At 51.6% G+C, this 23539-nt stretch carries 30 protein-coding genes; 16 read left to right on the top strand and 14 right to left on the bottom strand.

Features of this window, described 5'->3' with window-relative positions:
• The first annotated feature begins 217 nt into the window (after positions 1-217).
• Positions 218-1444 (top strand): peptidase T, encoded by a 1227-nt coding sequence (gene pepT / locus RT644_RS09350; protein WP_020457484.1) that lies wholly within the window; start codon positions 218-220, stop codon positions 1442-1444.
• A 48-nt stretch (positions 1445-1492) separates the two neighbouring features.
• Here pepT and RT644_RS09345 read toward each other — a convergent pair whose 3' ends face one another.
• The 8 genes from RT644_RS09345 to rluE form a co-directional block, all read right to left on the bottom strand.
• Positions 1493-2614 carry a cupin domain-containing protein gene (locus tag RT644_RS09345; RefSeq protein ID WP_020457485.1) on the bottom strand — a complete coding sequence of 374 codons (1122 nt, stop codon included), beginning with the start codon at positions 2612-2614 and terminating at the stop codon, positions 1493-1495.
• A gap of 150 nt (positions 2615-2764) precedes the next feature.
• The gene (gene phoQ, locus RT644_RS09340; RefSeq protein ID WP_313626442.1) at positions 2765-4228 is read right to left on the bottom strand and encodes a two-component system sensor histidine kinase PhoQ; all 1464 of its coding nucleotides are present in this window, start codon (positions 4226-4228) and stop codon (positions 2765-2767) included.
• On the bottom strand, positions 4225-4899 hold the full coding sequence (phoP, locus tag RT644_RS09335; RefSeq protein WP_017456462.1) for a two-component system response regulator PhoP: 675 nt from the start codon (positions 4897-4899) through the stop codon (positions 4225-4227). Before phoP ends, phoQ begins: the two co-directional genes overlap by 4 nt.
• 138 nt (positions 4900-5037) lie before the next feature.
• Positions 5038-6408, bottom strand: a complete 1371-nt coding sequence (purB, locus tag RT644_RS09330; protein WP_020457487.1) for an adenylosuccinate lyase — start codon at positions 6406-6408, stop codon at positions 5038-5040.
• Positions 6409-6427: 19 nt separating this feature from the next.
• The gene (hflD, locus tag RT644_RS09325; protein ID WP_313626441.1) at positions 6428-7057 is read right to left on the bottom strand and encodes a high frequency lysogenization protein HflD; all 630 of its coding nucleotides are present in this window, start codon (positions 7055-7057) and stop codon (positions 6428-6430) included.
• A 72-nt stretch (positions 7058-7129) separates the two neighbouring features.
• Positions 7130-8236 (bottom strand): tRNA 2-thiouridine(34) synthase MnmA, encoded by a 1107-nt coding sequence (mnmA, locus tag RT644_RS09320; protein ID WP_020457489.1) that lies wholly within the window; start codon positions 8234-8236, stop codon positions 7130-7132.
• A gap of 55 nt (positions 8237-8291) precedes the next feature.
• Positions 8292-8750: an NUDIX hydrolase gene (locus RT644_RS09315; RefSeq protein ID WP_020457490.1), complete on the bottom strand. Its 459-nt coding sequence runs from the start codon at positions 8748-8750 to the stop codon at positions 8292-8294.
• 14 nt (positions 8751-8764) lie between these two features.
• On the bottom strand, positions 8765-9412 hold the full coding sequence (gene rluE / locus RT644_RS09310) for a 23S rRNA pseudouridine(2457) synthase RluE (protein WP_044489834.1): 648 nt from the start codon (positions 9410-9412) through the stop codon (positions 8765-8767).
• Positions 9413-9597: 185 nt separating this feature from the next.
• On the opposite strand from rluE, the gene icd reads away from it, so the two are divergent.
• Together icd and RT644_RS09300 are read left to right on the top strand one after the other, a co-directional pair.
• Positions 9598-10848: an NADP-dependent isocitrate dehydrogenase gene (gene icd / locus RT644_RS09305; protein WP_045507167.1), complete on the top strand. Its 1251-nt coding sequence runs from the start codon at positions 9598-9600 to the stop codon at positions 10846-10848.
• A 220-nt stretch (positions 10849-11068) separates the two neighbouring features.
• Positions 11069-12043 carry a hypothetical protein gene (locus RT644_RS09300; protein WP_271063995.1) on the top strand — a complete coding sequence of 325 codons (975 nt, stop codon included), beginning with the start codon at positions 11069-11071 and terminating at the stop codon, positions 12041-12043.
• A gap of 125 nt (positions 12044-12168) precedes the next feature.
• Here the strand turns inward: RT644_RS09300 and RT644_RS09295 are convergent, their stop codons facing one another.
• The 5 genes from RT644_RS09295 to RT644_RS09275 are packed head-to-tail and all read right to left on the bottom strand — an operon-like array spanning position 12169 to position 14398.
• A complete protein-coding gene (locus RT644_RS09295; RefSeq protein WP_271063994.1) occupies positions 12169-13296 on the bottom strand; it encodes a site-specific integrase in 1128 nt (375 codons plus the stop codon).
• Entirely contained in the window at positions 13277-13522 is a 246-nt protein-coding gene (locus tag RT644_RS09290) for an excisionase (protein ID WP_074777952.1), read from the bottom strand. Before RT644_RS09290 ends, RT644_RS09295 begins: the two co-directional genes overlap by 20 nt.
• A 30-nt stretch (positions 13523-13552) precedes the next feature.
• A complete protein-coding gene (locus RT644_RS09285; protein ID WP_271063993.1) occupies positions 13553-13822 on the bottom strand; it encodes a hypothetical protein in 270 nt (89 codons plus the stop codon).
• Positions 13822-14043 (bottom strand): TraR/DksA C4-type zinc finger protein, encoded by a 222-nt coding sequence (locus RT644_RS09280; protein WP_313626741.1) that lies wholly within the window; start codon positions 14041-14043, stop codon positions 13822-13824. Before RT644_RS09280 ends, RT644_RS09285 begins: the two co-directional genes overlap by 1 nt.
• The gene (locus RT644_RS09275; RefSeq protein WP_271070152.1) at positions 14033-14398 is read right to left on the bottom strand and encodes a hypothetical protein; all 366 of its coding nucleotides are present in this window, start codon (positions 14396-14398) and stop codon (positions 14033-14035) included. The genes RT644_RS09280 and RT644_RS09275 overlap by 11 nt, the downstream gene beginning before the upstream one ends.
• Positions 14399-15118: 720 nt before the next feature.
• Between RT644_RS09275 and RT644_RS09270 the strand changes: the two genes are divergently transcribed.
• Positions 15119-15403, top strand: coding sequence for a hypothetical protein (locus RT644_RS09270; protein WP_271063992.1), 285 nt, complete (start codon positions 15119-15121; stop codon positions 15401-15403).
• Between the two features lie 277 nt (positions 15404-15680).
• Here RT644_RS09270 and RT644_RS09265 read toward each other — a convergent pair whose 3' ends face one another.
• On the bottom strand, positions 15681-16376 hold the full coding sequence (locus tag RT644_RS09265; protein ID WP_160270675.1) for an XRE family transcriptional regulator: 696 nt from the start codon (positions 16374-16376) through the stop codon (positions 15681-15683).
• 97 nt (positions 16377-16473) lie between these two features.
• Here RT644_RS09265 and RT644_RS09260 point away from each other — a divergent pair, with 97 nt between their 5' ends.
• The 12 genes from RT644_RS09260 to RT644_RS09205 all read left to right on the top strand — a co-directional run.
• Complete coding sequence (locus RT644_RS09260; protein WP_160270673.1) at positions 16474-16722, top strand: helix-turn-helix transcriptional regulator; 249 nt, start codon at positions 16474-16476, stop codon at positions 16720-16722.
• A gap of 28 nt (positions 16723-16750) precedes the next feature.
• On the top strand, positions 16751-17302 hold the full coding sequence (locus RT644_RS09255) for a YmfL family putative regulatory protein (protein ID WP_271063991.1): 552 nt from the start codon (positions 16751-16753) through the stop codon (positions 17300-17302).
• 163 nt (positions 17303-17465) lie between these two features.
• Entirely contained in the window at positions 17466-17693 is a 228-nt protein-coding gene (locus tag RT644_RS09250; protein WP_313626440.1) for a DUF4222 domain-containing protein, read from the top strand.
• Positions 17644-17970: a hypothetical protein gene (locus RT644_RS09245; protein ID WP_174240551.1), complete on the top strand. Its 327-nt coding sequence runs from the start codon at positions 17644-17646 to the stop codon at positions 17968-17970. Before RT644_RS09250 ends, RT644_RS09245 begins: the two co-directional genes overlap by 50 nt.
• A complete protein-coding gene (locus tag RT644_RS09240; RefSeq protein ID WP_313626439.1) occupies positions 17970-18959 on the top strand; it encodes a conserved phage C-terminal domain-containing protein in 990 nt (329 codons plus the stop codon). The genes RT644_RS09245 and RT644_RS09240 overlap by 1 nt, the downstream gene beginning before the upstream one ends.
• Positions 18960-19027: 68 nt before the next feature.
• Entirely contained in the window at positions 19028-19366 is a 339-nt protein-coding gene (locus tag RT644_RS09235) for a LexA family transcriptional regulator (RefSeq protein WP_313626438.1), read from the top strand.
• Complete coding sequence (locus RT644_RS09230; protein WP_313626437.1) at positions 19363-19752, top strand: RusA family crossover junction endodeoxyribonuclease; 390 nt, start codon at positions 19363-19365, stop codon at positions 19750-19752. Before RT644_RS09235 ends, RT644_RS09230 begins: the two co-directional genes overlap by 4 nt.
• Before the next feature lie 71 nt (positions 19753-19823).
• Entirely contained in the window at positions 19824-20486 is a 663-nt protein-coding gene (locus tag RT644_RS09225; RefSeq protein ID WP_313626428.1) for a phage antirepressor KilAC domain-containing protein, read from the top strand.
• Positions 20483-21481, top strand: coding sequence for a DUF968 domain-containing protein (locus tag RT644_RS09220; RefSeq protein WP_313626436.1), 999 nt, complete (start codon positions 20483-20485; stop codon positions 21479-21481). Before RT644_RS09225 ends, RT644_RS09220 begins: the two co-directional genes overlap by 4 nt.
• A gap of 12 nt (positions 21482-21493) precedes the next feature.
• Complete coding sequence (locus RT644_RS09215) at positions 21494-22252, top strand: antitermination protein (RefSeq protein ID WP_313626435.1); 759 nt, start codon at positions 21494-21496, stop codon at positions 22250-22252.
• A 192-nt stretch (positions 22253-22444) separates the two neighbouring features.
• Complete coding sequence (locus RT644_RS09210; RefSeq protein ID WP_313626434.1) at positions 22445-23224, top strand: hypothetical protein; 780 nt, start codon at positions 22445-22447, stop codon at positions 23222-23224.
• Between the two features lie 95 nt (positions 23225-23319).
• Positions 23320-23539: putative holin (locus RT644_RS09205; protein ID WP_313626433.1), on the top strand; the 220-nt coding region annotated here is incomplete at its 3' end.

Raw genomic sequence — 23539 nt, 5'->3', positions numbered from 1 at the left:
GTTGTGCACGATTTTAGGGCTGGCATTCTACGGCAAACCCATGAAATCGCCAATTGTTGTTCTCCTTTGACCGCGCAACACCGTATGTTCTCAACAATACTGACTACGCCGCGCGCAATTTTGAAAATATTGCCGTTTACGGGGTAAAAGTGACCTGACGCAATATTTGTCTTTTCGCGCTTACTGATAATGTTGTGACATTTTGTAGGGGGGCTTCATGGACAAATTATTAGAGCGTTTTTTGCAGTACGTTTCTCTGGATACTCAATCTAAGCCCGGCGTCCGCCAGGTGCCAAGCACAGACGGCCAATGGAAGCTCCTGCGTTTACTTCAGAACCAGCTGGAAGAGATGGGGCTGGAAAATGTGACATTAAGCGACAAAGGCACGGTGATGGCGAAACTGCCGTCGAATGTGCAAACGCCGGTTCCGGCCATTGGTTTTATTTCTCATGTCGACACCTCGCCGGATTACAGCGGCAAAAATGTTAACCCGCAAATTGTTGAAAACTATCGCGGCGGCGATATTGCGCTGGGCATTGGCGATGAGATCCTCTCGCCGGTGATGTTCCCGGTGTTGCACCAGATGTTGGGCCAGACGCTGATCACCACCGACGGCAAAACGTTGCTTGGCGCGGATGATAAAGCCGGCGTCGCCGAAATCATGACCGCGCTGGCGGTACTGAAAAAGAAAAATATTCCGCATGGTGATATTTGCGTCGCGTTCACGCCGGATGAAGAAGTGGGCAAAGGGGCGAAGCATTTCGACGTGGAGAAATTCGGCGCGAAATGGGCCTATACCGTTGATGGCGGCGGCGTGGGCGAGCTGGAGTTTGAGAACTTCAACGCGGCGTCGGTGAACATAAAAATTGTTGGCAACAACGTGCATCCCGGCACGGCGAAAGGGGTGATGGTTAACGCCTTGACGCTCGCCAGCAAAATTCACGCGCTGGTGCCGGAAGAGGAGAGTCCGGAACAGACCGAGGGCTACGAAGGGTTTTATCATCTCACCAGCATTAAAGGCTCGGTCGATCGCGCCGACATGCACTACATCATCCGCGATTTTGACCGCAAAAACTTCGAAGCGCGTAAACGTAAGATGATGGAGATCGCCAAAAAAGTCGGTAAGGGTCTGCACCCGGACTGCTATATCGAACTGGTGATTGAAGACAGCTACTACAATATGCACGAGAAAGTGGTCGAGTTTCCGCACATTCTGGACGTGGCGCAACAGGCCATGCGCGACTGCGATATTGAACCGGATCTGAAACCGATCCGCGGCGGCACTGACGGGGCGCAGCTCTCGTTTATGGGATTACCGTGTCCGAACCTGTTTACCGGCGGTTATAACTACCACGGTAAACATGAGTTTGTGACGCTGGAAGGGATGGAGAAAGCGGTGCAGGTGATTGTACGCATCGCCGAACTGACCGCCAAAGCTGAGTAAACCTTCTTCTATTGCCCGGTGGCAAGCACCGCCGGGCAACCTCAGGCATTAATCTTCAAAGAACCAGTAACCGCTGTTAACCAGCGCCGCAAGCATGGCGAGGAACGAGGGATCTTCCAGCGCATCGCCGAGCAGATCTCCCGTCAGCACGATATGGCTGGCGAGTGCCTCCAGCGCCGGGCGATGTGGAGAGTTGATCCGCTCGCCGTTGGCGAACACATCTTCCCCGATTCGCAACACGCGCAGGCCGCCAAGGCGCACCAGTTTGTCGCCTTGTTGCAGCGCATCATAGATCTCATCCGGTTGATAAGGCGGCTCTGGCGGCGCAACATCCAGTTCGTGGCGTGACTGGGAGATAAATTCGCCCATCCACTCCCTGAACTGCTCCGGTTGATTAATCAGCTCAAGCATCATTTCGCGCAGTTTATCCAGTTCGTGCGGCAAAATATCTGCCGGATGGTCGCGCAGCTGCACGTCGGGATCGCTGTAACGCTGGCTGCCCAGCTCGCGTTGCAGAACATAATCGGCGAAGCCGCTAATCAGCTCGCGACCGCTTGGTGCACGGAAACCTACCGAGTAGTTCAGTGAGTTTTCCAGCGAATAGCCTTCGTGCGGAAATCCTGGCGGAATATAGAGAATATCGCCCGGCTCCATCTCTTCATCAATAATCGCCTCGAACGGATCGACCTGAAGCAGATCCGGATGCGGGCAGTGCTGCTTGAGCGGCGTTTTCTCGCCGACACGCCAGCGACGACGGCCGGTTCCCTGAATGATAAACACATCATACTGATCGAGATGCGGGCCAACACCGCCGCCGGGCACGGAGAATGAGATCATCAGATCGTCTGTGCGCCAGTCGGGCAGAACCCGGAACGGGCGCATCAACGCGGCGGCCGGTTGATGCCAGTGATTCACCGCTTGTACCAGCAGCGACCAGTTGCTCTCACCCAGGTGATCGTAACTTTCAAAAGGGCCGTGCCCGACCTGCCATTTGCCATCAAGGTGGCTAACCAGCCGGCTGTCCACTTCATTTTCCATTGCCAGCCCTGCCAGCTCATCGGGGCTTATCGGGTCGACGAAATTCTTAATGCCACGCTTCAGCACCACCGGGCGTTTTTGCCAGTAGCGTTGAATAAAGTCTGGCCAGTTTATCTCTACGTGATATTCCATATGCGTTTCCGGCAAATAATCAGTGGCTGAATAAAGGATCATAGTAATGCTGATATGTCATTTTGTCTGCGTAACAATGTGACATAAAAGTAAAAAGGAGCCGTAATGGCTCCTTTTTGTTCTTTTTGCCCGCGTTGTTACGGTGGAAGATTAATCGTTGGCTGTTATCGTCTGCTGACGGCCAAAAATCACCTCCATTTTTGCGCCACCGAGCAGGCTTTCACCGGTCAGGATCTGCCCTTCGTACTGATCAACAATTTCTCGCGCCACCGCAAGCCCGACGCCTTGGCCGGGGCGTAACGTGTCGGCGCGCTGCCCGCGATCAAACACCATCTCGCGTTTCGCCGCAGGAATTCCCGGCCCGTCATCTTCCACCAGAATTTGCAGCGTATCGTCGGTCTGCCGGGCAGAAACTTCGACAAACTCCAGACAGTATTTGCAGGCGTTATCCAGCACGTTGCCCATTACTTCCATAAAATCGTTTTTCTCGCCGACAAAACTGATTTCCGGTGAAATATCGAGCGTAATATTGACGCCTTTGCGCTGATACACTTTATTCAGCGCCGAGGTCAGGCTGTCGAGCAGGGGCGCGACCGGGTGCAGTTCACGGCTGAGCAAACCGCTGGAACCGCGCATGGTTGCCCGGTGCAGGTAGTAGCCAATTTGCTGGGATATCCGGCTGATTTGCTCCAGCATCACTGGCTCAGCATCGCTGACGGTCATTTTCTCGCCGCGCAGCGATCGCAGGGTACTTTGCAGCACCGCTAACGGCGTTTTCAGGCTGTGCGTCAGATCGGTGAGGGTGGTGCGGTATTTGTCGTACCGCTCGCGTTCACTTTTTAACAACCGATTGAGGTTGCTCACCAGACTGGTGAGCTCGCGGGTGGTTTCCGGGTTGAGCTGTTCGCGATGGTGCTCTTCCAGCTCGCGCACTTCGCGCGCCAGATCTTCAATCGGCCGCAAGCTCCACCACGCCGCCAGCCACAACAGCGGCACCACTAACAGCAGGTTGGCGGCGAGCACGTAAACGAACCAGCTCCACACCATATAAGAGCGTTTAAGCTCAATGGGGATGGTATCGACCACCACAATGGTTAACTGCGGCATGTGTGCCGTTGCCGGGTAGATATTCACCGCCACCGAGTGCGTCATCTCTGAGCTGCTGTCATCTTCGCGGATCTCTTTCAGCTTCTGGGCAATCGAGTGATCGTCATCAACCAGCGTACTACTGTTATCGACATCGGCTTCTATCTCATGAAAGCCGTTAGCGGTAAGCCAGTCCGGCTCGATCAGATTTTGCAGCCACGGTACGTCTTTCTGCGACCAGATAAGATTCCCTTGCTGATCGTAAATCAGCGCCACGGTCGGGCTTTGCAAATTGAGGGTGTCAGGCAGATCCACACTGAGTTTATTGTTATCCCAGTGCGCCAGGGTATAAAACAGGTTGCTCTCGCCACGCAGCAGGCGGAAGGTCGTTTTGTCAAAGCTGACGCTATAACCCACCAGCGCCACCATACCGTAGGCCAGAGAAAGCACCATCACAACGGCGGCTGTGGCGAGTAAAAAACGAACCCGCAGAGAGAGCGGCAGAAAATGCCGCAGCAGGCGTCTCATTTCGGCAGTTCGAACAGGTAGCCCTGGCCGCGCACGGTAGTGATAACGTCGTCAGGATAGAGCGTCTGGATTTTCTTACGTAACCGCCCCATCAAAACGTCGATAGTGTGGCTTTCGCGCAGTTCAGCGTCGGGGTAAAGCTGCAGCATCAGCGAATCTTTGCTGACCACTTTGCCGCTGTTGCGGATAAGCGTTTCCATAATGGTGTATTCAAAAGCGGTGAGTTTTACCACGTCGTCATTAATAGAGAGTTCGCGGCGGGAGAGATCGACCTGGAACGGCGGCATGGAGATCAACTGAGACGCGAGGCCGCTGTTGCGGCGCATCAGCGCCTGGATACGCGCCACCACTTCTTCGATGTGGAACGGTTTGGTGACATAGTCATCTGCACCGGCGCTCAGCACTTCCACTTTGTCCTGCCAGCCTTCGCGTGCGGTAAGCACCAGCACCGGCAGCGTGACGTCATGGCTGCGCCAGCGGCGGATCAGCGACAGACCATCTTCATCCGGCAGACCGAGATCGACAATGGCGATGTCCGGCAGATGTTCGTTAAGAAAGTAATCCGCTTCCTTTGCATCTTCTGCGGCGTCGACCTGATGTCCTAACTCCTGCAACTGAACCTTTAAATGGTGACGCAACAGAGCATTATCTTCCACAACGAGTACGCGCATCGTCAGAACTCTCCATATATTTTTGATATAAATAGTTTAACGCTGATTGTGGTGCGCAGGGGATAAACATTTCTTAAACCGGGGGAGAAAGAAACCCTCTTTCGCGGCGGAAAGAGGGCTAACAGCAACGGCGGGGGATTATTTCAATTCATCAACCATAGTGATGGCACGACCAATATAATTGGCCGGGGTCATCGCTTTCAGGCGCTCTTTTTCGTTTTCCGGCAGCGCCAGGCTATCGATAAACTGCTTCATGCCTTCGGCATCAACGCGTTTACCGCGGGTCAGCTCTTTCAGTTTTTCGTACGGTTTTTCGATCCCGTAGCGGCGCATGACGGTCTGGATCGGCTCGGCCAGCACTTCCCAGTTATGATCCAGCTCATCAAGCAGGCGGTCGCGGTTCACTTCCAGTTTGCTCACGCCTTTCAGCGTTGACTGGTAGGCAATCAATGCATAACCCACACCAACGCCCAGGTTACGCAGCACCGTGGAGTCGGTCAGATCGCGCTGCCAGCGGGAAACCGGCAATTTGCTGGCCAGATGCTGCAACACGGCGTTGGACAGCCCAAGGTTGCCTTCTGAATTTTCAAAGTCAATCGGGTTAACTTTGTGCGGCATGGTTGAAGAGCCAATTTCACCGGCGATGGTTTTCTGCTTGAAGTGGTTCAGCGCAATGTAACCCCAGATATCACGGTCGAAATCGATGAGGATCGTGTTGAAACGCGCCATGCAGTCAAACAGCTCGGCAATATAGTCATGCGGCTCAATCTGCGTGGTGTACGGGTTCCACTGAATACCCAGCGAGGTGACAAACTCTTCGCTGAACTGATGCCAGTCCACTTCCGGGTAAGCGGCGATATGGGCGTTATAGTTGCCGACCGCACCGTTGATTTTGCCCAGAATTTCCACCTGGTTAAGCTGGCGGAACTGGCGCTCCATGCGGTAAGCCACGTTCGCCATCTCTTTACCCAGCGTCGACGGCGTTGCCGGCTGGCCGTGAGTACGGGAAAGCAGAGGGATATCGCGGTACTGAACGGCCAGATCTTTTACCGCCTCGATGATCTTGCGCCAGTACGGCAGGATCACTTCGTCGCGCGCGGTTTTCAGCATCAGCGCGTGAGACAGGTTGTTGATGTCTTCCGAGGTACAAGCGAAGTGGATAAATTCAGAAACGGCGTGCAGCGCCGGGATCCCTGCCACTTTTTCTTTCAGGAAATACTCCACCGCTTTCACGTCATGGTTGGTGGTGCGTTCGATGGTTTTGATGCGCGCGGCGTCTTCTTCGTTGAAGTCTTCAACGATTTTATCGAGGTAACCGTTTGCGTCGGCAGCAAAAGCAGGAACTTCCTTGATCGCCGCGTGGGTCGCCAGTTTTTGCAGCCAGCGTACTTCAACCTGAACGCGAAATTTCAGCAAACCGAATTCGCTGAAGATGCCACGCAGTGCGCTGACTTTATCGCCGTAACGTCCATCGACAGGGGAAACGGCGGTCAGGGAGGATAATTCCATAAGTCACAACTCCGGGAGGTTAACAATGAGCGAGAATTTGTTTGGCCTGCGTCGACAGGCGATTTCGGGAAAACATTAACTGTAGACGACCGCCGCCAACCTGGTGCCACAGCACCGCAGCGCGGATACCGGCCAGCAAGGTGGCGCGGACTTTCGCCTGCACCTGCGGGCTTTGCAGCACGGCAGGCGAGCCGGTGACCTGAATACGCGGTCCCAGCGGGCTGATAACGTCTACATAGATGGCGGCCATTGCGCTCAGCAGCGTTTCTGACTGCAGGTCAAAATGCTCTAACTGGCGCTGCAAACCGGCGATGCGGTTACCGAGCGTCTCCATCGCGCCTTTGCTGGCGGAGAGCTTGCGCTCCAGCACCATCATACTGAGCGTGTAACGGGTCAGCTCACCGTTCAGCCCCTGGCGGTTGCTGGCGTTCAGCACGCCGAGCAGCGTTTCCAGCCCGGTACGCAGGTTGGTTTCGCTGCCGCCAAAGACGCCTAAGGTGGAGTCCGGGTTCAGGTCGATTACGCTATTTAACGAGACATGCAGCGCATCTGCGTCGCAATGTCCCTGGTGCGCCAGTTGCTGCACCAGACGAGCCGACTGGCAAATTCCCGCCAGCGCCAGGGTAATATCGTAATAGTTCTTCGCCACACTCACTCCTTTATCTGCCCGCCAGACATCACTGCTGCGGGCGTTGGCCAGTCCGGTTGTGCAAAAGGTCTTTTAAAGGGGCAGCGGCAGGCGCTGCTCAATAATACCGCCGCCGAGGCACACTTCGCCCAGGTAGAACACCGCAGATTGCCCCGGTGTAACGGCGGCAACCGGTGCATCGAAGCGGACATCAATGCGATCATCATCCAGCGCGGTAACCGTGCAGGGAATATCTTCCTGGCGATAACGCGTTTTTACCGTGCAGCGCAGCGTACCTTTCAGCGGCTCGCGATCGACCCAGTGCAGTTGTTGAGCGATCAGCCCGACAGACATCAGACGCGGGTGTTCATGACCCTGGGCGACAATCAGAATGTTGTTTTCAACATCTTTATCGACCACGTACCACGGCTCTTCGCTGCCTTCTTTAGTGCCGCCGATGCCCAGCCCTTTACGCTGGCCGAGCGTGTGATACATCAAACCCTGGTGCTCGCCGATCTCTTCCCCGTCGACGGTAAGGATTTTACCCGGCTGGGCGGGCAGATAGCGGCCAAGGAATTCGCGGAATTTACGCTCGCCAATAAAGCAGATACCGGTCGAGTCTTTTTTCTTCGCTGTAATCAACCCCAGCTCTTCGGCGATTTTACGCACCTGGGGTTTTTCCAGCTCGCCGACCGGGAACAGGCTCTGCGCGATTTGCTCGTGACCGAGCGTATACAGGAAGTAGCTCTGATCCTTATTGCCATCAAGACCGCGCAGCAGGCGGCTTTTGCCGTCAACGTCGGCGCGGCGCACGTAGTGGCCGGTGGCAATATAGTCGGCACCCAAATCTTCGGCGGCGAACTCAAGGAAGGCTTTAAATTTAATCTCTTTGTTGCACAGAATATCCGGGTTCGGCGTACGTCCAGCTTTATATTCAGCCAGGAAATGCTCGAACACGTTGTCCCAGTATTCTGCGGCGAAATTGACGGTATGAAGCTCAATGCCGAGCTTGTCGCAAACGGCCTGCGCGTCGGCAAGATCCGCCGCTGCAGTGCAGTATTCCTCGCCGTCATCCTCTTCCCAGTTCTTCATGAACAGGCCTTCCACCTTGTAACCTTGTTGTTGCAACAGGTAAGCGGAAACGGAAGAGTCGACACCGCCGGACATGCCGACGATCACTTTTTTTGGGCTATCAGACATAGAATACTCGCGACTAAGAACTTCAGGGCGGCGTATTCTAGCACGGGCTGGCGGCTCAGGCATCCCCTGTAAACGGCCAGTTAAATTCTGCGATGGTTTCCAGCGGCAGACGCTGGCCGGTCTGGTAGCAGCGAATGCTCTCCGCAACAAGCGGCGAACGCAGGTTTCGCGCGTTCAGGATCTCGTCTGCGGTGACCCAGTGGCAGCAATCGATATCGCTGTCATGGGGTTCAGTGGCGCACATTTCGTTAAGCTCGACGGCAAATAAAAAACGCAGGAACGGCGTGTGATCCGGCGCCAGCCACTGGTGCATCCGGATAAAGTGTTGCGGTTCGGCGTGAATACCCGTCTCTTCCCACAGCTCACGCTTTGCCGCTTGCAGCAGGGTTTCATCGGCTTCGAGGTGGCCTGCGGGCTGATTCCACAGCGCCTTGCCGCGAATGGTTTCTTCGACGACCAGAAATTTACCCTGCGCGTGTACCACGCAAGCGACAGTTACATGGGGTTTAAACATCATAGCCTCCCTGATTAAGCGTCACGCCATTCGCCAGTGGCGAGGTTATCCAGCGTGTAGTTTCCCATAGCGTAGCGGATGAGGCGCAGGGTAGGGAAGCCAACATGCGCCGTCATGCGCCGCACCTGGCGGTTACGACCCTCATACAGGGTGATTTTCAGCCAGGCGGTAGGAATCGATTTGCGCTCGCGAATGGGGGGATTACGCGGCCACAGCCAGCCCGGCTCCTCTACGCGCTCAACGCCAGCAGGCAGTGTCGGGCCGTCGTTCAGCGTTACCCCGGTGCGCAGCGCTTCAATTGCAGCCGGTGTCGGTTCGCCTTCCACCTGCACGTAATAGATTTTGCCGGTACGTTTGCCCGGTTGCGTCAGGCTTGCCTGTAGCGCGCCATCATTTGTCAACACCAGCAGCCCTTCACTGTCGCGATCCAGGCGGCCTGCGGCGTAAACGCCCTGTACCGGAATAAAATCTTTCAGCGTGCTGCGTCCGGCTTCATCGGTGAATTGCGGCAAAACATCGTAGGGTTTATTGAACAGAATCACGCGTTTTGGTTGGTTTTGTGGTTCAGACCTGGTGGCTTGTCGTGAGCTGAATCGCTTAAGGCGGTGATTTCTAAAAGAAGTTTTGTTCATGGTATTTTCAGTAGTTATCAATTGCCGCATTATAGCTGAATCACGATTGCCTTTCATGGAGCCTGAGTATCGGTTAGTATGTTCGGGCTCATTACAATTCATTAACAAAAACGGTTTGCTCTGTGTGAATCACGTAACAGGTGAGCGGACGCAGTCTGAGCGCCCCGGCATGAAGTCAGCGAGCAAACAACCAGAAGCGCTCGAAGGAGAGGTGAATGGAAAGCAAAGTAGTTGTTCCGGCGGAAGGTAAAAAGATCACCCTGCAAAATGGCAAGCTCAACGTTCCGAATAACCCGATTATCCCGTTCATTGAAGGTGACGGTATCGGCGTGGACGTGACCCCGGCGATGCTGAAAGTGGTGGATGCCGCTGTGGAGAAAGCCTATCAGGGCGAGCGTAAAATTTCCTGGATGGAAATTTATACCGGTGAGAAATCTACCCATGTTTACGGCCAGGACGTCTGGCTGCCGCCTGAAACACTTGATCTGATTCGTGAGTATCGCGTTGCGATTAAAGGCCCCCTGACTACGCCAGTTGGCGGCGGCATCCGTTCCCTGAACGTTGCGCTGCGCCAGGAACTGGATCTGTACATCTGCCTGCGCCCGGTACGTTACTACGATGGCACGCCGAGCCCGGTAAAACATCCGGAACTGACCGACATGGTCATCTTCCGTGAAAACTCAGAAGATATTTACGCGGGTATCGAGTGGAAAGCCGACTCTGCCGAGGCAGAGAAAGTGATCAAATTCCTGCGTGAAGAGATGGGCGTGAAGAAAATTCGCTTCCCGGAACATTGCGGTATCGGTATCAAACCGTGCTCCGAAGAAGGCACCAAGCGCCTGGTGCGCGCCGCGATTGAATACGCAATCACTAACGACCGTGATTCTGTAACGCTGGTGCACAAAGGCAACATCATGAAGTTCACCGAAGGCGCGTTCAAAGACTGGGGTTACCAGTTGGCACGCGAAGAGTTCGGCGGCGAGCTGATCGATGGCGGTCCGTGGCAGAAAATCAAGAACCCGAAAACCGGCAAAGAGATCATCATTAAAGATGTGATTGCCGATGCGTTCCTGCAACAGATCCTGCTGCGCCCGGCAGAATACGACGTTATCGCTTGTATGAACCTGAACGGTGACTACATCTCCGATGCCCTGGCGGCGCAGGTTGGTGGTATCGGTATCGCTCCTGGTGCGAACATTGGCGACGAGTGTGCGCTGTTCGAAGCGACTCACGGCACTGCGCCTAAGTACGCAGGTCAGGACAAAGTGAACCCGGGTTCTGTGATCCTTTCCGCAGAGATGATGTTGCGTCACATGGGCTGGGTTGAAGCGGCTGACCTGATCGTGAAAGGCATGAGCGGCGCGATTAACGCCAAAACCGTGACCTATGATTTCGAACGTCTGATGGAAGGCGCTAAACTGCTGAAATGTTCAGAGTTTGGCGACGCGATTATCGCGAACATGTAATCCGCTGGGCGGGTTAAACAAGAACGGGAGCCGGATGGTTCCCGTTTTTTTGAAAAAGGTTTGAGTGGTTATCAAAATTTTATCAAAATAATTTATCAAAATCTGATGAAGTATTGTTTTGTACATTCATCCGTTTTATATTCATGCTTAGTTCAAAATCTAACTAAAAATACTCGATTGATTACACAGTGATAAAAAATAAATAAGGAATGGTGTGTTTATGATTAAGGATTTTTATAATAAATATGGTTATATTTTTAGGCTGACTCTTAATTTATTTATCGTTGTTGTATTGGTGGTAAATCTTATTTCTAATAAGCTGAGTATTCATGTTTCAGATGTTTTTTCATTTTTGAGTGATAATATTACAGGCATATTTAGTGCTGTAGTTGTTACAGCTATTGCTTCATCTTTAATATCATATGTAAACAAAGGAATTGGGGGCTCAAGAAAAGATTCGCAGATAAATGATTCTTACGAGAAATTGAAAAGTGAACTTGCCTCATTAAGGACTGAATTCAATCAGCTATCTGCAAGTGGTGCAAGTAATGTTGATAGGATAGATTTTGCACCAAATGAAAAAGCAGAACTAATTGAGTCGGCAAAGAAACGTATTGTTGGAAATACATTATTAGCAGCTGACGTAAGTTTAAAAAATGATATTAGCTCATTTAAATATCAAATCGAAATAAATAAACATTATAGTGATATTGTATATAGGCTCGAGAACGAGATAGATAGGCTTAACCGACGAGGGGGGGTAAACCTTGGTATCGGCGCGCTTATAGCATTATTCGGTATATTATACCTTGGTTATACTGTAACTGACCAGGTGGTAATAAAAGATAAGCTTGAATATATTATGCACATGGCGCCAAGATTATCTTTTGTCATTGTTATTGAGTTATTCGCTTATTTCTTTCTTAAACTGTATAAAAATGGATTTGAAGAAGTTAAGTATTTTCAAAATGAGTTGACAAATATTGACTCCAAAGTGTTAGGTATAAAATTTTTAAAAGATGTTCGCAATGAGGAGTTGATGGGCGAGGTTATTAAAAACTTAATGTCAACTGAAAGAAATTTCGTTTTGGAGAAGGGACAGTCTACTGTATCTCTTGAGCAGCAAAAAATTAAAAGTGATAGTGAAAAAAACATCATGGAAATAATGAAGGAGTTCATCAATGTTAAGAAATAAATTTGAGCCCTCAAAGTGAGATGTCCAAGGTCTCTGACAGGAAAGGCACATGATAACTCTCATGTACCTTTCCTGTTATCAAATCATTATCATCCTTTATAACATTTCTGAATTATATTTTTGGTCTATATAGCTATGGTTGTCCAATCTTTCCCTCTGTCATCATGGTATCGAGCTGTCTGGTTCGGTGATTTATGACCGAGCAGTTTCTGCGTATCGATCCCTTGAGCTTCATATAGACGTTCTGCCAGCGACCGTTGCTCGTGAAACGTTGCAGGTGTACCGTCACCCCATTCAATCTCAGCTTTATCCCGTGCTTTGCTGAAATTCATTGTAATGGTGTTTGATTTCACTTGAGCCCCACGTTCAGCCTGAGAAGTAGCGCGGAAAAAATGAACCAGATACGGGCTTACTGCATAATCCCGGCACCGCGCAACCACTTCACGCAAACTCCAGTTGATTGCGTTTAACCTCAGCGCGAGGGGAATGGCGATCTTACTCCCGGTTTTCTCCTGAACAATGTGAAGATGGTCATCCCAGATATCGCTGAATTTCATGTTGGAGATATCGCCCAAACGTTGACCGGTCACAAGGGCTAACAACATAGCGTTACCCATATACTTGTGGTTTGCGTCGGCAATATCGAAAATTTTCTGCCATTCTTCCAGATTAAGGCGTTGCCGTGTTATGCGCCGGCGCGGCTGCTTTGTTGCAAGGGCAGGGTTGTACCCCGGGGGAACCTCCCCATAATGTTGAGCTTCTTTAAATACATCGATTAAAACTGAGCGTATCACCTGCGCCATTCTCGGTTGTCCATCTGAAATGTAGGCTTCCAGTATTTCAGCTATATCTCGCACATCTACCGACGAAATCAGCTTCATACCTACCCGCTCACGAAGCAAAGCTACTGGCTTGGCCTTTTGCTTATAGGTGTTCAGCTTAATATCGCCACTATCCAGTCTTTCACCCTGGATCTTCCAGTAACGGTCGAGCCAGGTGTTTGCGGTTATAGCCTTACCTTTGCTGGTAGCGATTTTGTCGCTTATCGCCATGATCTGGCGAGAGCGCTGCTCAGCTAGGCGAGTATTAGCCTCGGTAGCAATTGCTATAGCCTCGGCTTCATCGGTGCCGAGAGCATGAAATTTTCCCGTGATAGGGTGTTTATAGCGCCAGTAAACCTTGTTGACCTTGCGGCTATATAGTGGATATAGATTCGGTACGCTGACATTATTTTTACGGGGTCTGGCAGCCATCGTTAAGGATCCTTAATAACTTTGGTGAATCAGAATTCTTGATAATGGGCGAAGCTAATTCACCAACCAGTTCCGCATCTTCACGTACACGCCACAATCTCCCTTGCTTCATCGCTGGTGGCGAAAAAAGGTTTTGTTTTGCATAACGGCGAAGAGTGGAAACACTCGGCGGATTGCTGCGATATTTATCTGCTGCCCATTCCTCAAGCGTCAACATCTGAATCATGGTCGGTTCTCCACTACCGGCTGCAACCGGCTATTTCAATCTGTACGCACATGACGAGCAGCCAAGCCTGGCACCGTCGTTACATTTCAAACAAATCTCAGGTTCGCTGGTGGCCGGAGCCATCTGTTTAATAATCCTGGCGGTAACCAGCACCGGCATCGGAACTCGCTGGCGCTTGGCTTCTTCCAGTAGTTTTGCCAGTTCCAGCAGCCGCGCTTTGCAGTCCATTGCCTCAGCGCGCCACCATGCGACATCTTCACGCAGCCTACGTTGTCGCCGCAGTTTTAGTTTGCTGGGCATCACATCCCCCTTTGCCTGCGCTTTAATTCGATAATTCCCTGACACTCTGCGCACGTCTGGCAGCCGGGAACAGCAGCACGGCGTTGTGCAGGGATATCTTCCCCGCACTCGCTACATTGCTCCGCTGATATAGCGTTACGGTCGATACGCATGCGCTGAATGGCCTGGCTGATGTTCTGCTCTACCAGTTCGTTGGCCTGATCGATGATTTCAGCCGCCATCATGCATCTCCTTCATCTGCTCAAACTGACGGGCGATAGCAGCAGCTTCAGGCGATGGTGCGGGTTTATTGCGAAGCCAGATGCAAACAGCGCCATCTTCCGTATCGTGAATGGAACCAACAAACCAGCCATCACCAGCTGGCGTTTCTGGCTGCCACTTCGAAATGTCGTAACCATCGACATCCGGATCATTTTCTTCCTCATCGCGATAAACGACAGTCCACTCCAGCCCGTTAGCGTCCATCCATGCATTAAATTCAGCGGTTGGAATATGCTCTCGACCATCGCAAAATTCCTCGTATACCGGATGTGTCCAGTAACCATACTGGTCGCGTTCTACTGGCAGCGGTGCGATTGCCGGTGATGCTAGTGTCTGCCCAGCTTCGGCTGATGTTGCTGACTGAGTACGAACCTGGGCGATGTATGCGAGGTTCAGCGCCTCAAGGCGAGAAGACAGCTCTTTAATCAGATCCGAATAAACACCGGTCTGCTTGATGCTGGTGGCGTAATTGTTGGCGGTCCTCACCAGCTCGATAATGGTCATTGATGCCAGTTCTTGTCTCATTGCGTTGTATCTCCTGTGCGCGCTGCAACGCGCGATTTTTGGATGCACGAATCCCTCGCCGGATGGCGATAATTAATGACTGTTCGCTTTAATAAACGCCCGGAGCAGGGCGCTTAATGAAGCGGGCGGCTGCAACCGCCTCTGGCATCTCCACATAATTGAAAGCGCGCTCCGGAAGGGGGTTGCATTAACGACCAGACACTCAGGGGAAGAGGCCGGAACGCGCTTACAGTTATGTGAAAAAATTGCGGCGCCCTCACGGGAAAGATCAGACGCCGCCAAAAACTACCAGTTGGCATTTATACTGTTGTGTGGTGCCAGATACTTATCTTCTGGTTGCCGTCAAAGCGGCTGCAATTCACCACAACTGGAAGCGCACTCCCGCTTAATCACACCTGCCACCCATAACTGATGAGAGAAGGAGTGCGCTTTCATGTTGTGTGCCTGGCTTTTAACCACATCAGGTTCGGTGGTTTCCTTGTGTTCTCACCCAATCAGAAGGACTCGAATATGGACACGGTGCTGCAGCAACAAATTAACCAACTGACTCTCGAAATTATCCGCCTGAAAGAGGCTCAGGCAGTAGCCGAGAAAAACGTAGTAAACCTCGTCGCACGTTCTGAATTCACCATTGCGCTTCTCTCGGCTCTTATCACTGACGGCACTATCAGCACCGATGAAGCTGTGGATTTCATCAAGGAGGCTCCCGTCGAAATCCCCGGTTACACTGAGAGCGTCGAGCAGGCCCGGCACACCGTTATCGAAATCCTTAGCTATCCGAGAGCACACTTTTAGCCGCTGCGTTTTGCCGGACTCTTCCCGGTGGTCACACCGAATCGCCACGATGGTGAATCGCTCAGGCCAAAGTACGGGGCTGGCTTGCACATTCCGGCTACCCGCTGGATCGGGATACTGTCAAAGGAATCCCCGGACCGCTAACGACGCATGTGCCATACGCCGACAAACTGAAGATAAACATTAATTGCGTGTAACGCAAGTATTAAATGCATAATTCGCAAACATGAAGATAAAAAAAGAGCCTCTCAATGAGGCTCTTTTTAATGTGAAGGGATTAACCGTGGCGCTTGAAGGACTGTGACTGGCTGATTAAAACTTTTCCGTAAACGTAAAAGCGATGCTCATTTTCCTTATTGATGCTCCACTCCCGGTATTTAGGGTTATCGGAAATAACCAAAAGCTGGTCTGGAATCATTTGCAGTCTTTTTACGTAAACTTTTCCATCAAATCCAAACACATATATCCCATCACCATCAAATTCATTGATGTTCACATCCACGAAAATGAGATCGCCAGGTTCAATAGTCGAAGCCATGCTGTCCCCGCGAACATTAATGACTTTAACTCCAGAAGATGTCCTGCCGCCGAACATAGAGAGAGCCTGATCGCTGCTGTACTCAATAGCATGAATGACATCTATCACATCACTACCTTGGATATGTCCTGATCCGGCGCTTGCACTCACATCAAGTACCTCGACTCTAAACACATCAATATCCTTGATAATCGATGTGTTTCCTCCACTGTTTATACATACAGTAGACTGATTTTCAGAGGAGGTAAATAGGTCTGAAACACTTACGCTCAAAGCCTGAGCAAGTTTATTAAGTGCTTGTTCTGAGAACTGCTTTTGTTTTCCCGTTTCAAGCCGGGAAATGTTGGCAGCATCAACCCCAACAGACTCAGCAAGCTCTGCGATTTTCATATTCTTCGCTAGGCGAAGTTGTCGTATGCGAGTTCCTATATTCATGCGCTTATTACAAGTTGTTTTTGCGTCTCATGCAAAGCAACTTGCGCAATTTGCTTTCATGCAATAACATGCGTAATACGCAAATTAAGGAGGCGTTATGCAATCACCGTTAAGAAAATTGCGCAAATCGCATGGTATGACTCTTTTGCATGTTGCAACTGGCGTACAAGTCGACCCCGCTACTTTGAGTCGTATTGAAAGATGTGAACAGGTCCCATCTGTTGAGCTGGCTGAACGCCTCGCGCTTTTTTTTAAAGGCGAAATCAGCGAGCTGCACATCTTGTACCCGAACCGTTTTCAAGTTTCTGAAGACTCTCCGGTTAAAGGTAAGCCATCAGCTGCTTAAGCATAACCACAGAATCAAGGGGTTAACCGTGGGTAATGAACACTGGAAAGTAGAAAAGCAACCGGCGTGGCTGGTGGCAGCTATACGCAAGACTATCGCGGCGTTGCCGGGCGGCTATGCGGAAGCGGCTGAAATACTCGATGTAACAACTGACGCGCTGTTTAACCGCCTGCGTGACGGCGGCGATCAGGTGTTCCCGATGGGCTGGGCAATGGTGCTTCAACAGGCAAGCGACACGAAGCATATCGCTGATGCCGTATCGCGCCAGTCAAACAGCGTGAACGTGCCGCTGGTGGTAGTTGATGACATCGATAATGCCGACATCAACCAGCGCCTGATGGAATCAATCGAGTGGATCGGCAAGCACTCAACCTATCTCAGAAAAGCAACTGCTGACGGGGTTATTGACCAGGCGGAACGCGAACAAATCGAAGAGAACAGCTATCAGGTAATGGCGAAATGGCAGGAGCACTTAACGCTGCTGTTTCGTGTTTTCTGCGCGCCTGAAAAGGTTGACGCCGGCGAGTTGCAGCTCCCGGCGTCGCGGCGTGTCGATCAAAGTGGAGATACCAACGCATGAACAGTTTAACGGCTAAAAGCCGCTTACCGCAACTGAGGATGATCCCCGTTCCGGGCGCTCCTCTGTTTCGGTATGAGCGCAGATTATCAAACCGCTGGGTGTCATGTAACCACAGTCGGGCGGCGGCAATCGTGGGGGTGTATTACCGGAAGGCGAAGCAGCTATGCGCGAACTTAACCGCAGATTCAGAGACCAGTACGGCATCCCTGTGCGGGTTATCCGATGGGAGCCAGAAACGCAGCGCGTTATCTACCTACGGCAAGGTTACGAGCACGAGTGCTTCAGCCCGCTTGAGCAGTTCCAGCGTAAATTCAGAGAAATAGGGATATCAGGTAGTGTAGATGGTGTTCAAACCCATACCAAACAACCTGAGAGACAAGACCATGACTGAAGCTGACATCGTATTCGATTACACATTCAACTCACCGCTGCATCGCCTGATCATGCTTTTCATTCAGGTATCCGGAAGCGGTGATGGTGGCAAAGAGAAAGTCATCACTGACAAAAAGCTGTTGAATTTTTGTTGTTGTTCATCTGCAGAGTTGATCACTGCGGTGAACTATCTGACTGAAAACGGATTCATCTGTAAACGCAACCTTGGCTTGCAGATGGGGGAACCAGCCAGCGGCTATACCATAGCCGTACCAGAACATTTGCGAGGCGATTGATGGGTAATTTAATCAAGTTACTGGACAGGCCAGTAGCTTATCAGCCCGCTTTTGCCATGCTGCGGGCAGGGAAAGTCAAAGCCGGACCAGTTGCAGCAGTTTTCCTTTCGCAACTGGTTTACTGGCATAACCGTATGGATGGCGCCTGGATTTACAAAACTCAGGCAGACATTACAACCGAAACAAGTCTCACCCGAGATGAGCAGGAAACCGCACGCAAGCGGCTGATCGCCATTGGCGTTCTGGAAGAGCAACTACGTGGTGTGCCTGCGACAATGCATTATCGAGTAAACAGCGAACGCCTTGAGGCTCTTCTCCTTGAATACGTTGAAAATCCGGTCAAGAAAGAGACGAAACAAAAAACCAGAATGGGGAATTACCAGAATGTGGAAACCCCGCAAACTGGAATGGTGCATTCCCACAAACAAGAATGCGGAGTTACCACAAACAAGAATGCGGAAATCCCGCAAACAAGTATGTGGCAACCAAACAAGCAAGCATGCGGGGAAGCCACAGACTTTCTTACAGGAGATTACACAGAGAGTACTCAGGAGAGCACACAGGGTAATAAACCTTCTTGTCCGGTTGCTGCGCAACCCGACGTTGCGGTGATGATCACCGATCAGGCTAAACAGGTTCTCACCCACCTGAACCAGAAGACCGGATCACGGTATCAGGTCAGCAAAACCTCGATGGAACACATCCGTGCCCGCCTGGGCGAAGGTTTCAGCCCTGAGGATCTGACCCTGGTTGTCGACTACGCCACGGCCAAATGGGGCCAGGATCTGCAAATGGTCGAGTATCTGCGCCCGACAACACTTTTCCTTCCGACGAAATTTCCGGGCTACCTCCAGGGTGCAACGAAATGGGCTGAAGCTGGGCGCCCTGAACGCCTTAACGGTCGCTGGGTAAACATCAGTGCCGGGCCGGGCGCCAGTTTCCAGAATGTTGACTACACGCTGCCGGAAAACGCGGGGTTCCGGTCATGAGATACGGATCCGTTTGCAGGGGCATTGAAACCGCCACGGACATCGTGGCCATTCTCTGAGGGGGAACCGTGGAAGAACGTAAACCACTGACTGACCGGCAGCAGCAGGTGCTAAATGCGCTGGTGGATTTTCACAACATGCACGGCTATCCGCCTACCTACACCGAGCTTGCGGCGCTGATTGGCGTCGCGTCGGGAAATGCTGCTTTTGAACACCTTCGCGCCCTGGTGAAAAAAGGCTACATCACGATCGCCAGCGGCACCGCGCGCGGAATCAAAGTGCTTGGCGTAAACGACACGCTGGCGCTCGATGAAGCCGAGGAAGTGATCCGGGCGCTCTTGGCGGGTGAGGATAGTTCAGCTGATCTGGCTCAGGAATGGCTGAAACGCAGAGGGTCCGCGACATGAAGCTGAAATTACCTTTCCCACCCAGCGTGAATACCTACTGGCGCGCACCGAATAAAGGGCCGCTGAAAGGCCGCCATCTTATCAGTGAAGCCGGGCGAAAATTCCGTAGTGAAGCCTGTGCGGCCATCATCGATCAGTTACGCCGTCTGCCTAAACCTTCCACTGAACTGGCTGCAGTGGAAATTCTTCTTTACCCGCCGGACTCAAGAAACCGGGACATCGACAACTACAACAAGGCACTGCTGGATTCTCTTACGCATGCCGGAGTGTGGGAGGACGACAGTCAGGTAAAACGCATGCTGGTGGAATGGGGGCCAGTAGTGAAGGGCGGCAGGGTGGAAATTTCGATCACCAAATATGTACCAACAGCGGTTGCAGCCGCTTAAAGGAGATACGCATGCAACAGTTAAACACAGTGAATGTTTGTCCGGCAGTACATGCGCAGATCACCGGCACTATGATGTCGAGCCGTGAAATAGCGCGATTGGTCAATAGCCGTCACGCCGATGTTAAACGGTCTGCTGGCAGGCTAATGGCTGAGGATATCCTCAGTGCGCCGCTGGCGCATACCCCATACCAGAATGAGCAAAACGGGATGTGGTATGAGGAATACTGGTTCGATAAGCGCGATTCGCTGGTCCTTGTAGCCCGTTTGTCTCCGCAGTTTACTGCAGCAGTGGTGGATCGTTGGCAGGAACTGGAAAGCCAACAGGCAATGCAGGTACCGAAGTCTTTACCTGAGGCGCTGCGCCTCGCCGCTGATCTGGCTGAGCAGCAGCAACAGCTTAAACATGAACTGGCCGCCGCTGCCCCAAAGGTTGAGTTTGTGGATCGTTACTGCACCGCGAATGGCTCGATGTCCTTCCGGCAGGTGGCTAAGCTGCTTAACGCCAAAGAGCCAGATTTTCGATGTTTCCTGCTGGATAATGACATTCTTTACCGCCTGGGCGGCACGCTGACACCGCGCCACCGTCATATCGCCCTTGGCCGGTTCGAAGTGAAAACCGGTACCAGCACCGAAAACAATCATGCATTCAGCCAGGCACGATTCACGGCAAAAGGTGTGCAGTGGATTGGCGGGCTGTGGGCGGCACATATCGCGAAGGAGGGCGCGGAGTGAGGGCGCTGTTAAACCCTGTCGTCGTAACTGAGCTTGGCCTCGTCATGTTCCGTCCCGGCGTCAGCCTCCTGCCGTATTTTCGCCGTGGACGCATGTTGCTTGAGAACGAACCCGAGCGCCTGTCAGGTATGCCGAACGGTGAACTGCCACCAGCAGAGCAGCCGCTGGCGGAAGATCCTGCCCTGGCTGGCGTATTCGAAAATGAATCGGTATTACGCCGCGCTGGCGCCATCAACGGTCTGGAAAGCTGGCTTGAATCCGGTACCGGGTGCCAGTGGCCACACGAAAGCTGGCACGATGAGAACATGACAACCATGCGTCACGCGCCGGGCGCGATCCGTTTGTGCTGGCACTGCGACAACATCCTTCGCGAGCACAGCACCGAGCAACTGGCGGGTATTGCCCATGCAAATTGCGCCGCATACATTCTCACGACCGCACGCCGCGAGCTTGGCTTCGACGACTCCCACTCACTGACGCTGCCGGAATTCTGCTGGTGGCTGGCGCGTTACGGCCTCGCCGACGTGCTGCCGGAGGAAGCCGCCCGGCAGGTTCTGCTTATGCCTAAGCCGGTCATTAAGTCGGTAACGCGTGAGCTTGACCTGGTGCCCGGACTGCCGCAGGCGCGGGAAATCGTTCAGGAGGTCGCAAAGCAGGTTGTGAAAATTGCAGCAGACCCCGATACGCCGAACGCACAAATGAAGCGTCCAAAAAGCACACGACTGGTAATACCCAAATATATCAGTTGGGTTAAGACGCAGCCCTGCGTTGCCTGCGGCATGCCTGCCGATGATGCTCACCACCTGATTGGACATGGACAAGGAGGAATGGGAACAAAAGCTCATGATTTTCACGTTATTCCGCTTTGCAGGGCGGATCACCGTGAGCTTCATGCAGATCCAAAAGCATGGGAAGAAAAACACGGTAGCCAGCTTGAACTGGTTATACGAATTCAACAAAAAGCGGCAGCCATAGGCGTGCTGGTGCTTGCGTAAAGTGGAGACGCTATGAACCTCGAATCATTACCAAAATTTTATTCGCCAAAGTCCCAGAAGTATAACGACGAGACACCAGCGACGGCTGGCATCGCGTTAACCATTACCGATGTAATGGCGGCACAAGGCATGGTGCAGTCAAAAGCATCGCTCGGCTTTGACCTGTTTCTGGCAAAGATGGGTATTCAGGATCCAGCACCGGCTTTAGATGGACTGATGAACTATGCGCTGGCGCTCAAAAATCCGGTGCTGATGAAACTCAGCGAGAAAGCCCGCCTCGAAATTCTGCCGGTGCTGGTGCAATTCGCCTATGCCGATTATTCCCGATCGGCGGCAAGTAAGGCGCGGTGCCCGCATTGTAATGGCCTTGGTGTATTGCATGTTATGCGCGATGTGGTCAAGCACCCCGGCGTTAAAGGCGTGGAGGCAAAGGTCAGGTATGAAGAGGTGCAAGAGATCTGCCATCGCTGCAGCGGTAAAGGAGAGGTGAGAACAGCGTGCCGTGGTTGCAAAGGCAAGGGTGAAGTGCTCGATGAAAAACGCACCAAACTGCACGGTGTGCCGGTTAATAAGGTATGCGGTCGCTGTAATGGCAATCGCTACAGCCGCGTTCCGACAACGCTTGCCCGCGCACTGATCAAAAAGGTTGTGCCAGACCTGACCAATTACGAATGGTATAGCGGTTATGCTGATGTGATTACCGCGCTTGTTACGAAGTGCTGGCTTGAAGAAGCAAACGCAGAGATGCATCTGAGAAAAGTGACACGTTAGCCACATTTTCGCGACATATACCGTCACGATGCTTGCAATATTCAAAAAAACTGGTTAGGATTTTCCTAACGATGGGCGTTGTATGTTCAGAGTTAAAACCCGCTAGTGAGCGGGTTTATGTTTACTCAAATATGGAATAATTAATCATAACGGTAATATTATTGTTTGACCCTTATCTTATGGATCAAGCAAATGTTCATATTTGAATTAAATAAGCCGGGTAGTCGTCTTCATCATGAAGATGAAAATATCAGCTGGAAGTTCGAAAGGTTACTTAACCACCTTGAAACCGCTTTTTATGACGCTAACGTCGCTTTGAATTTATTTATTAGCGAAAGGGAGAAAGATTCCGGTTACAGCGACCGCATTCAATGGGACACTGACTTCCAAAAACGTCAAATTTTAGAAGCGGAAGTCCGCATGGAATTTGGATTGCACCCTTTAGAAGGCTTCGATAAAGTAAGGGTTGAAGTTGACGCTCGCTTAAAAAGGGATAAATGGAGTCAAGGAGAAATTCCATTAAGCCATCAACAAAGATTAATATTCTTGCATGCAAAATCATTTCTTGGCGCGCTAGATACCATTGATAAATTTTTAAAAGTGATATCAGAAGAGAATGGAGCTCCTCAAAATATTAAGAGGCTGCATATTCAAATATCAAATGAATTTCCACATCTCAGAGGTGTGAGGAATTCGGCTCAACATTTAGAAGATAGGGCCCGCGGGCTCGGTGCAGGGAAAGTGCCAAAACCAATAAATCTCCAACCAATTAACAATAATCATGTCGTTGCCCCGCAGGGGGTTTTGATGCTGAGTAACATACTCGGTACCAAATTAGGCTACACGATGGCCGATGGTAATTATGGTGAAGTAGATATTTCAGCGGAATCAATGTTGAAAGTTACAAAAATAATCCAAGATGTTTTCAACTCTTTCATATGGAAAGGTTCTCCTCAGCATCTTCCAAGATAATATCCCATCTGTATATCTATCAAGGCTGCCCTAAAAAGCAGCCTTTTTTATTCCCCTCATCCTGAGAGGACTCACAGCAAATACGAGGGGGCTAAATGTCCGAACCTGTTTCCGGCTCCGCTGCTGCGGCAAGCGCTTTAACTGGTGCCAGTTTGTATGGCTTGTTAACCGGCACTGATTACGGCGTCGTGTTCGGTGCGTTCGCTGGCGCCGTGTTCTATGTCGCCACCGCTGCCGATCTGACGATTCTACGCCGTTCGGCCTACTTCATCGTTTCTTACTTCGCTGGCGTGTACGGCTCCGGGCTGGTGGGTT

Source organism: Kosakonia sp., from assembly GCF_032104925.1.
Taxonomy (GTDB): domain Bacteria; phylum Pseudomonadota; class Gammaproteobacteria; order Enterobacterales; family Enterobacteriaceae; genus Kosakonia.
This window is presented reverse-complemented; position numbering and strand designations above follow the sequence as displayed.

Bases quoted from the DNA above. Each gene is read 5' to 3' on its own strand.
- RT644_RS09245 (WP_174240551.1), top strand. From the start codon at position 17,644: ATGGTGTTCAAACCCATACCAAACAACCTGAGAGACAAGACCATGACT.
- RT644_RS09210 (WP_313626434.1), top strand. From the start codon at position 22,445: ATGTTCATATTTGAATTAAATAAGCCGGGTAGTCGTCTTCATCATGAA.
- phoP (WP_017456462.1), bottom strand. From the start codon at position 4,899: ATGCGCGTACTCGTTGTGGAAGATAATGCTCTGTTGCGTCACCATTTA.
- RT644_RS09270 (WP_271063992.1), top strand. From the start codon at position 15,119: ATGGACACGGTGCTGCAGCAACAAATTAACCAACTGACTCTCGAAATT.
- RT644_RS09285 (WP_271063993.1), bottom strand. From the start codon at position 13,822: ATGCCCAGCAAACTAAAACTGCGGCGACAACGTAGGCTGCGTGAAGAT.
- RT644_RS09215 (WP_313626435.1), top strand. From the start codon at position 21,494: ATGAACCTCGAATCATTACCAAAATTTTATTCGCCAAAGTCCCAGAAG.
- icd (WP_045507167.1), top strand. From the start codon at position 9,598: ATGGAAAGCAAAGTAGTTGTTCCGGCGGAAGGTAAAAAGATCACCCTG.
- rluE (WP_044489834.1), bottom strand. From the start codon at position 9,412: ATGCGGCAATTGATAACTACTGAAAATACCATGAACAAAACTTCTTTT.
- RT644_RS09225 (WP_313626428.1), top strand. From the start codon at position 19,824: ATGATGTCGAGCCGTGAAATAGCGCGATTGGTCAATAGCCGTCACGCC.
- RT644_RS09345 (WP_020457485.1), bottom strand. From the start codon at position 2,614: ATGGAATATCACGTAGAGATAAACTGGCCAGACTTTATTCAACGCTAC.
- RT644_RS09260 (WP_160270673.1), top strand. From the start codon at position 16,474: ATGCAATCACCGTTAAGAAAATTGCGCAAATCGCATGGTATGACTCTT.
- RT644_RS09240 (WP_313626439.1), top strand. From the start codon at position 17,970: ATGGGTAATTTAATCAAGTTACTGGACAGGCCAGTAGCTTATCAGCCC.
- RT644_RS09265 (WP_160270675.1), bottom strand. From the start codon at position 16,376: ATGAATATAGGAACTCGCATACGACAACTTCGCCTAGCGAAGAATATG.
- RT644_RS09295 (WP_271063994.1), bottom strand. From the start codon at position 13,296: ATGGCTGCCAGACCCCGTAAAAATAATGTCAGCGTACCGAATCTATAT.
- phoQ (WP_313626442.1), bottom strand. From the start codon at position 4,228: ATGAGACGCCTGCTGCGGCATTTTCTGCCGCTCTCTCTGCGGGTTCGT.
- mnmA (WP_020457489.1), bottom strand. From the start codon at position 8,236: ATGTCTGATAGCCCAAAAAAAGTGATCGTCGGCATGTCCGGCGGTGTC.
- pepT (WP_020457484.1), top strand. From the start codon at position 218: ATGGACAAATTATTAGAGCGTTTTTTGCAGTACGTTTCTCTGGATACT.
- RT644_RS09300 (WP_271063995.1), top strand. From the start codon at position 11,069: ATGATTAAGGATTTTTATAATAAATATGGTTATATTTTTAGGCTGACT.
- RT644_RS09280 (WP_313626741.1), bottom strand. From the start codon at position 14,043: ATGGCGGCTGAAATCATCGATCAGGCCAACGAACTGGTAGAGCAGAAC.
- RT644_RS09290 (WP_074777952.1), bottom strand. From the start codon at position 13,522: ATGATTCAGATGTTGACGCTTGAGGAATGGGCAGCAGATAAATATCGC.
- RT644_RS09250 (WP_313626440.1), top strand. From the start codon at position 17,466: ATGCGCGAACTTAACCGCAGATTCAGAGACCAGTACGGCATCCCTGTG.
- purB (WP_020457487.1), bottom strand. From the start codon at position 6,408: ATGGAATTATCCTCCCTGACCGCCGTTTCCCCTGTCGATGGACGTTAC.
- RT644_RS09230 (WP_313626437.1), top strand. From the start codon at position 19,363: ATGAAGCTGAAATTACCTTTCCCACCCAGCGTGAATACCTACTGGCGC.
- RT644_RS09315 (WP_020457490.1), bottom strand. From the start codon at position 8,750: ATGTTTAAACCCCATGTAACTGTCGCTTGCGTGGTACACGCGCAGGGT.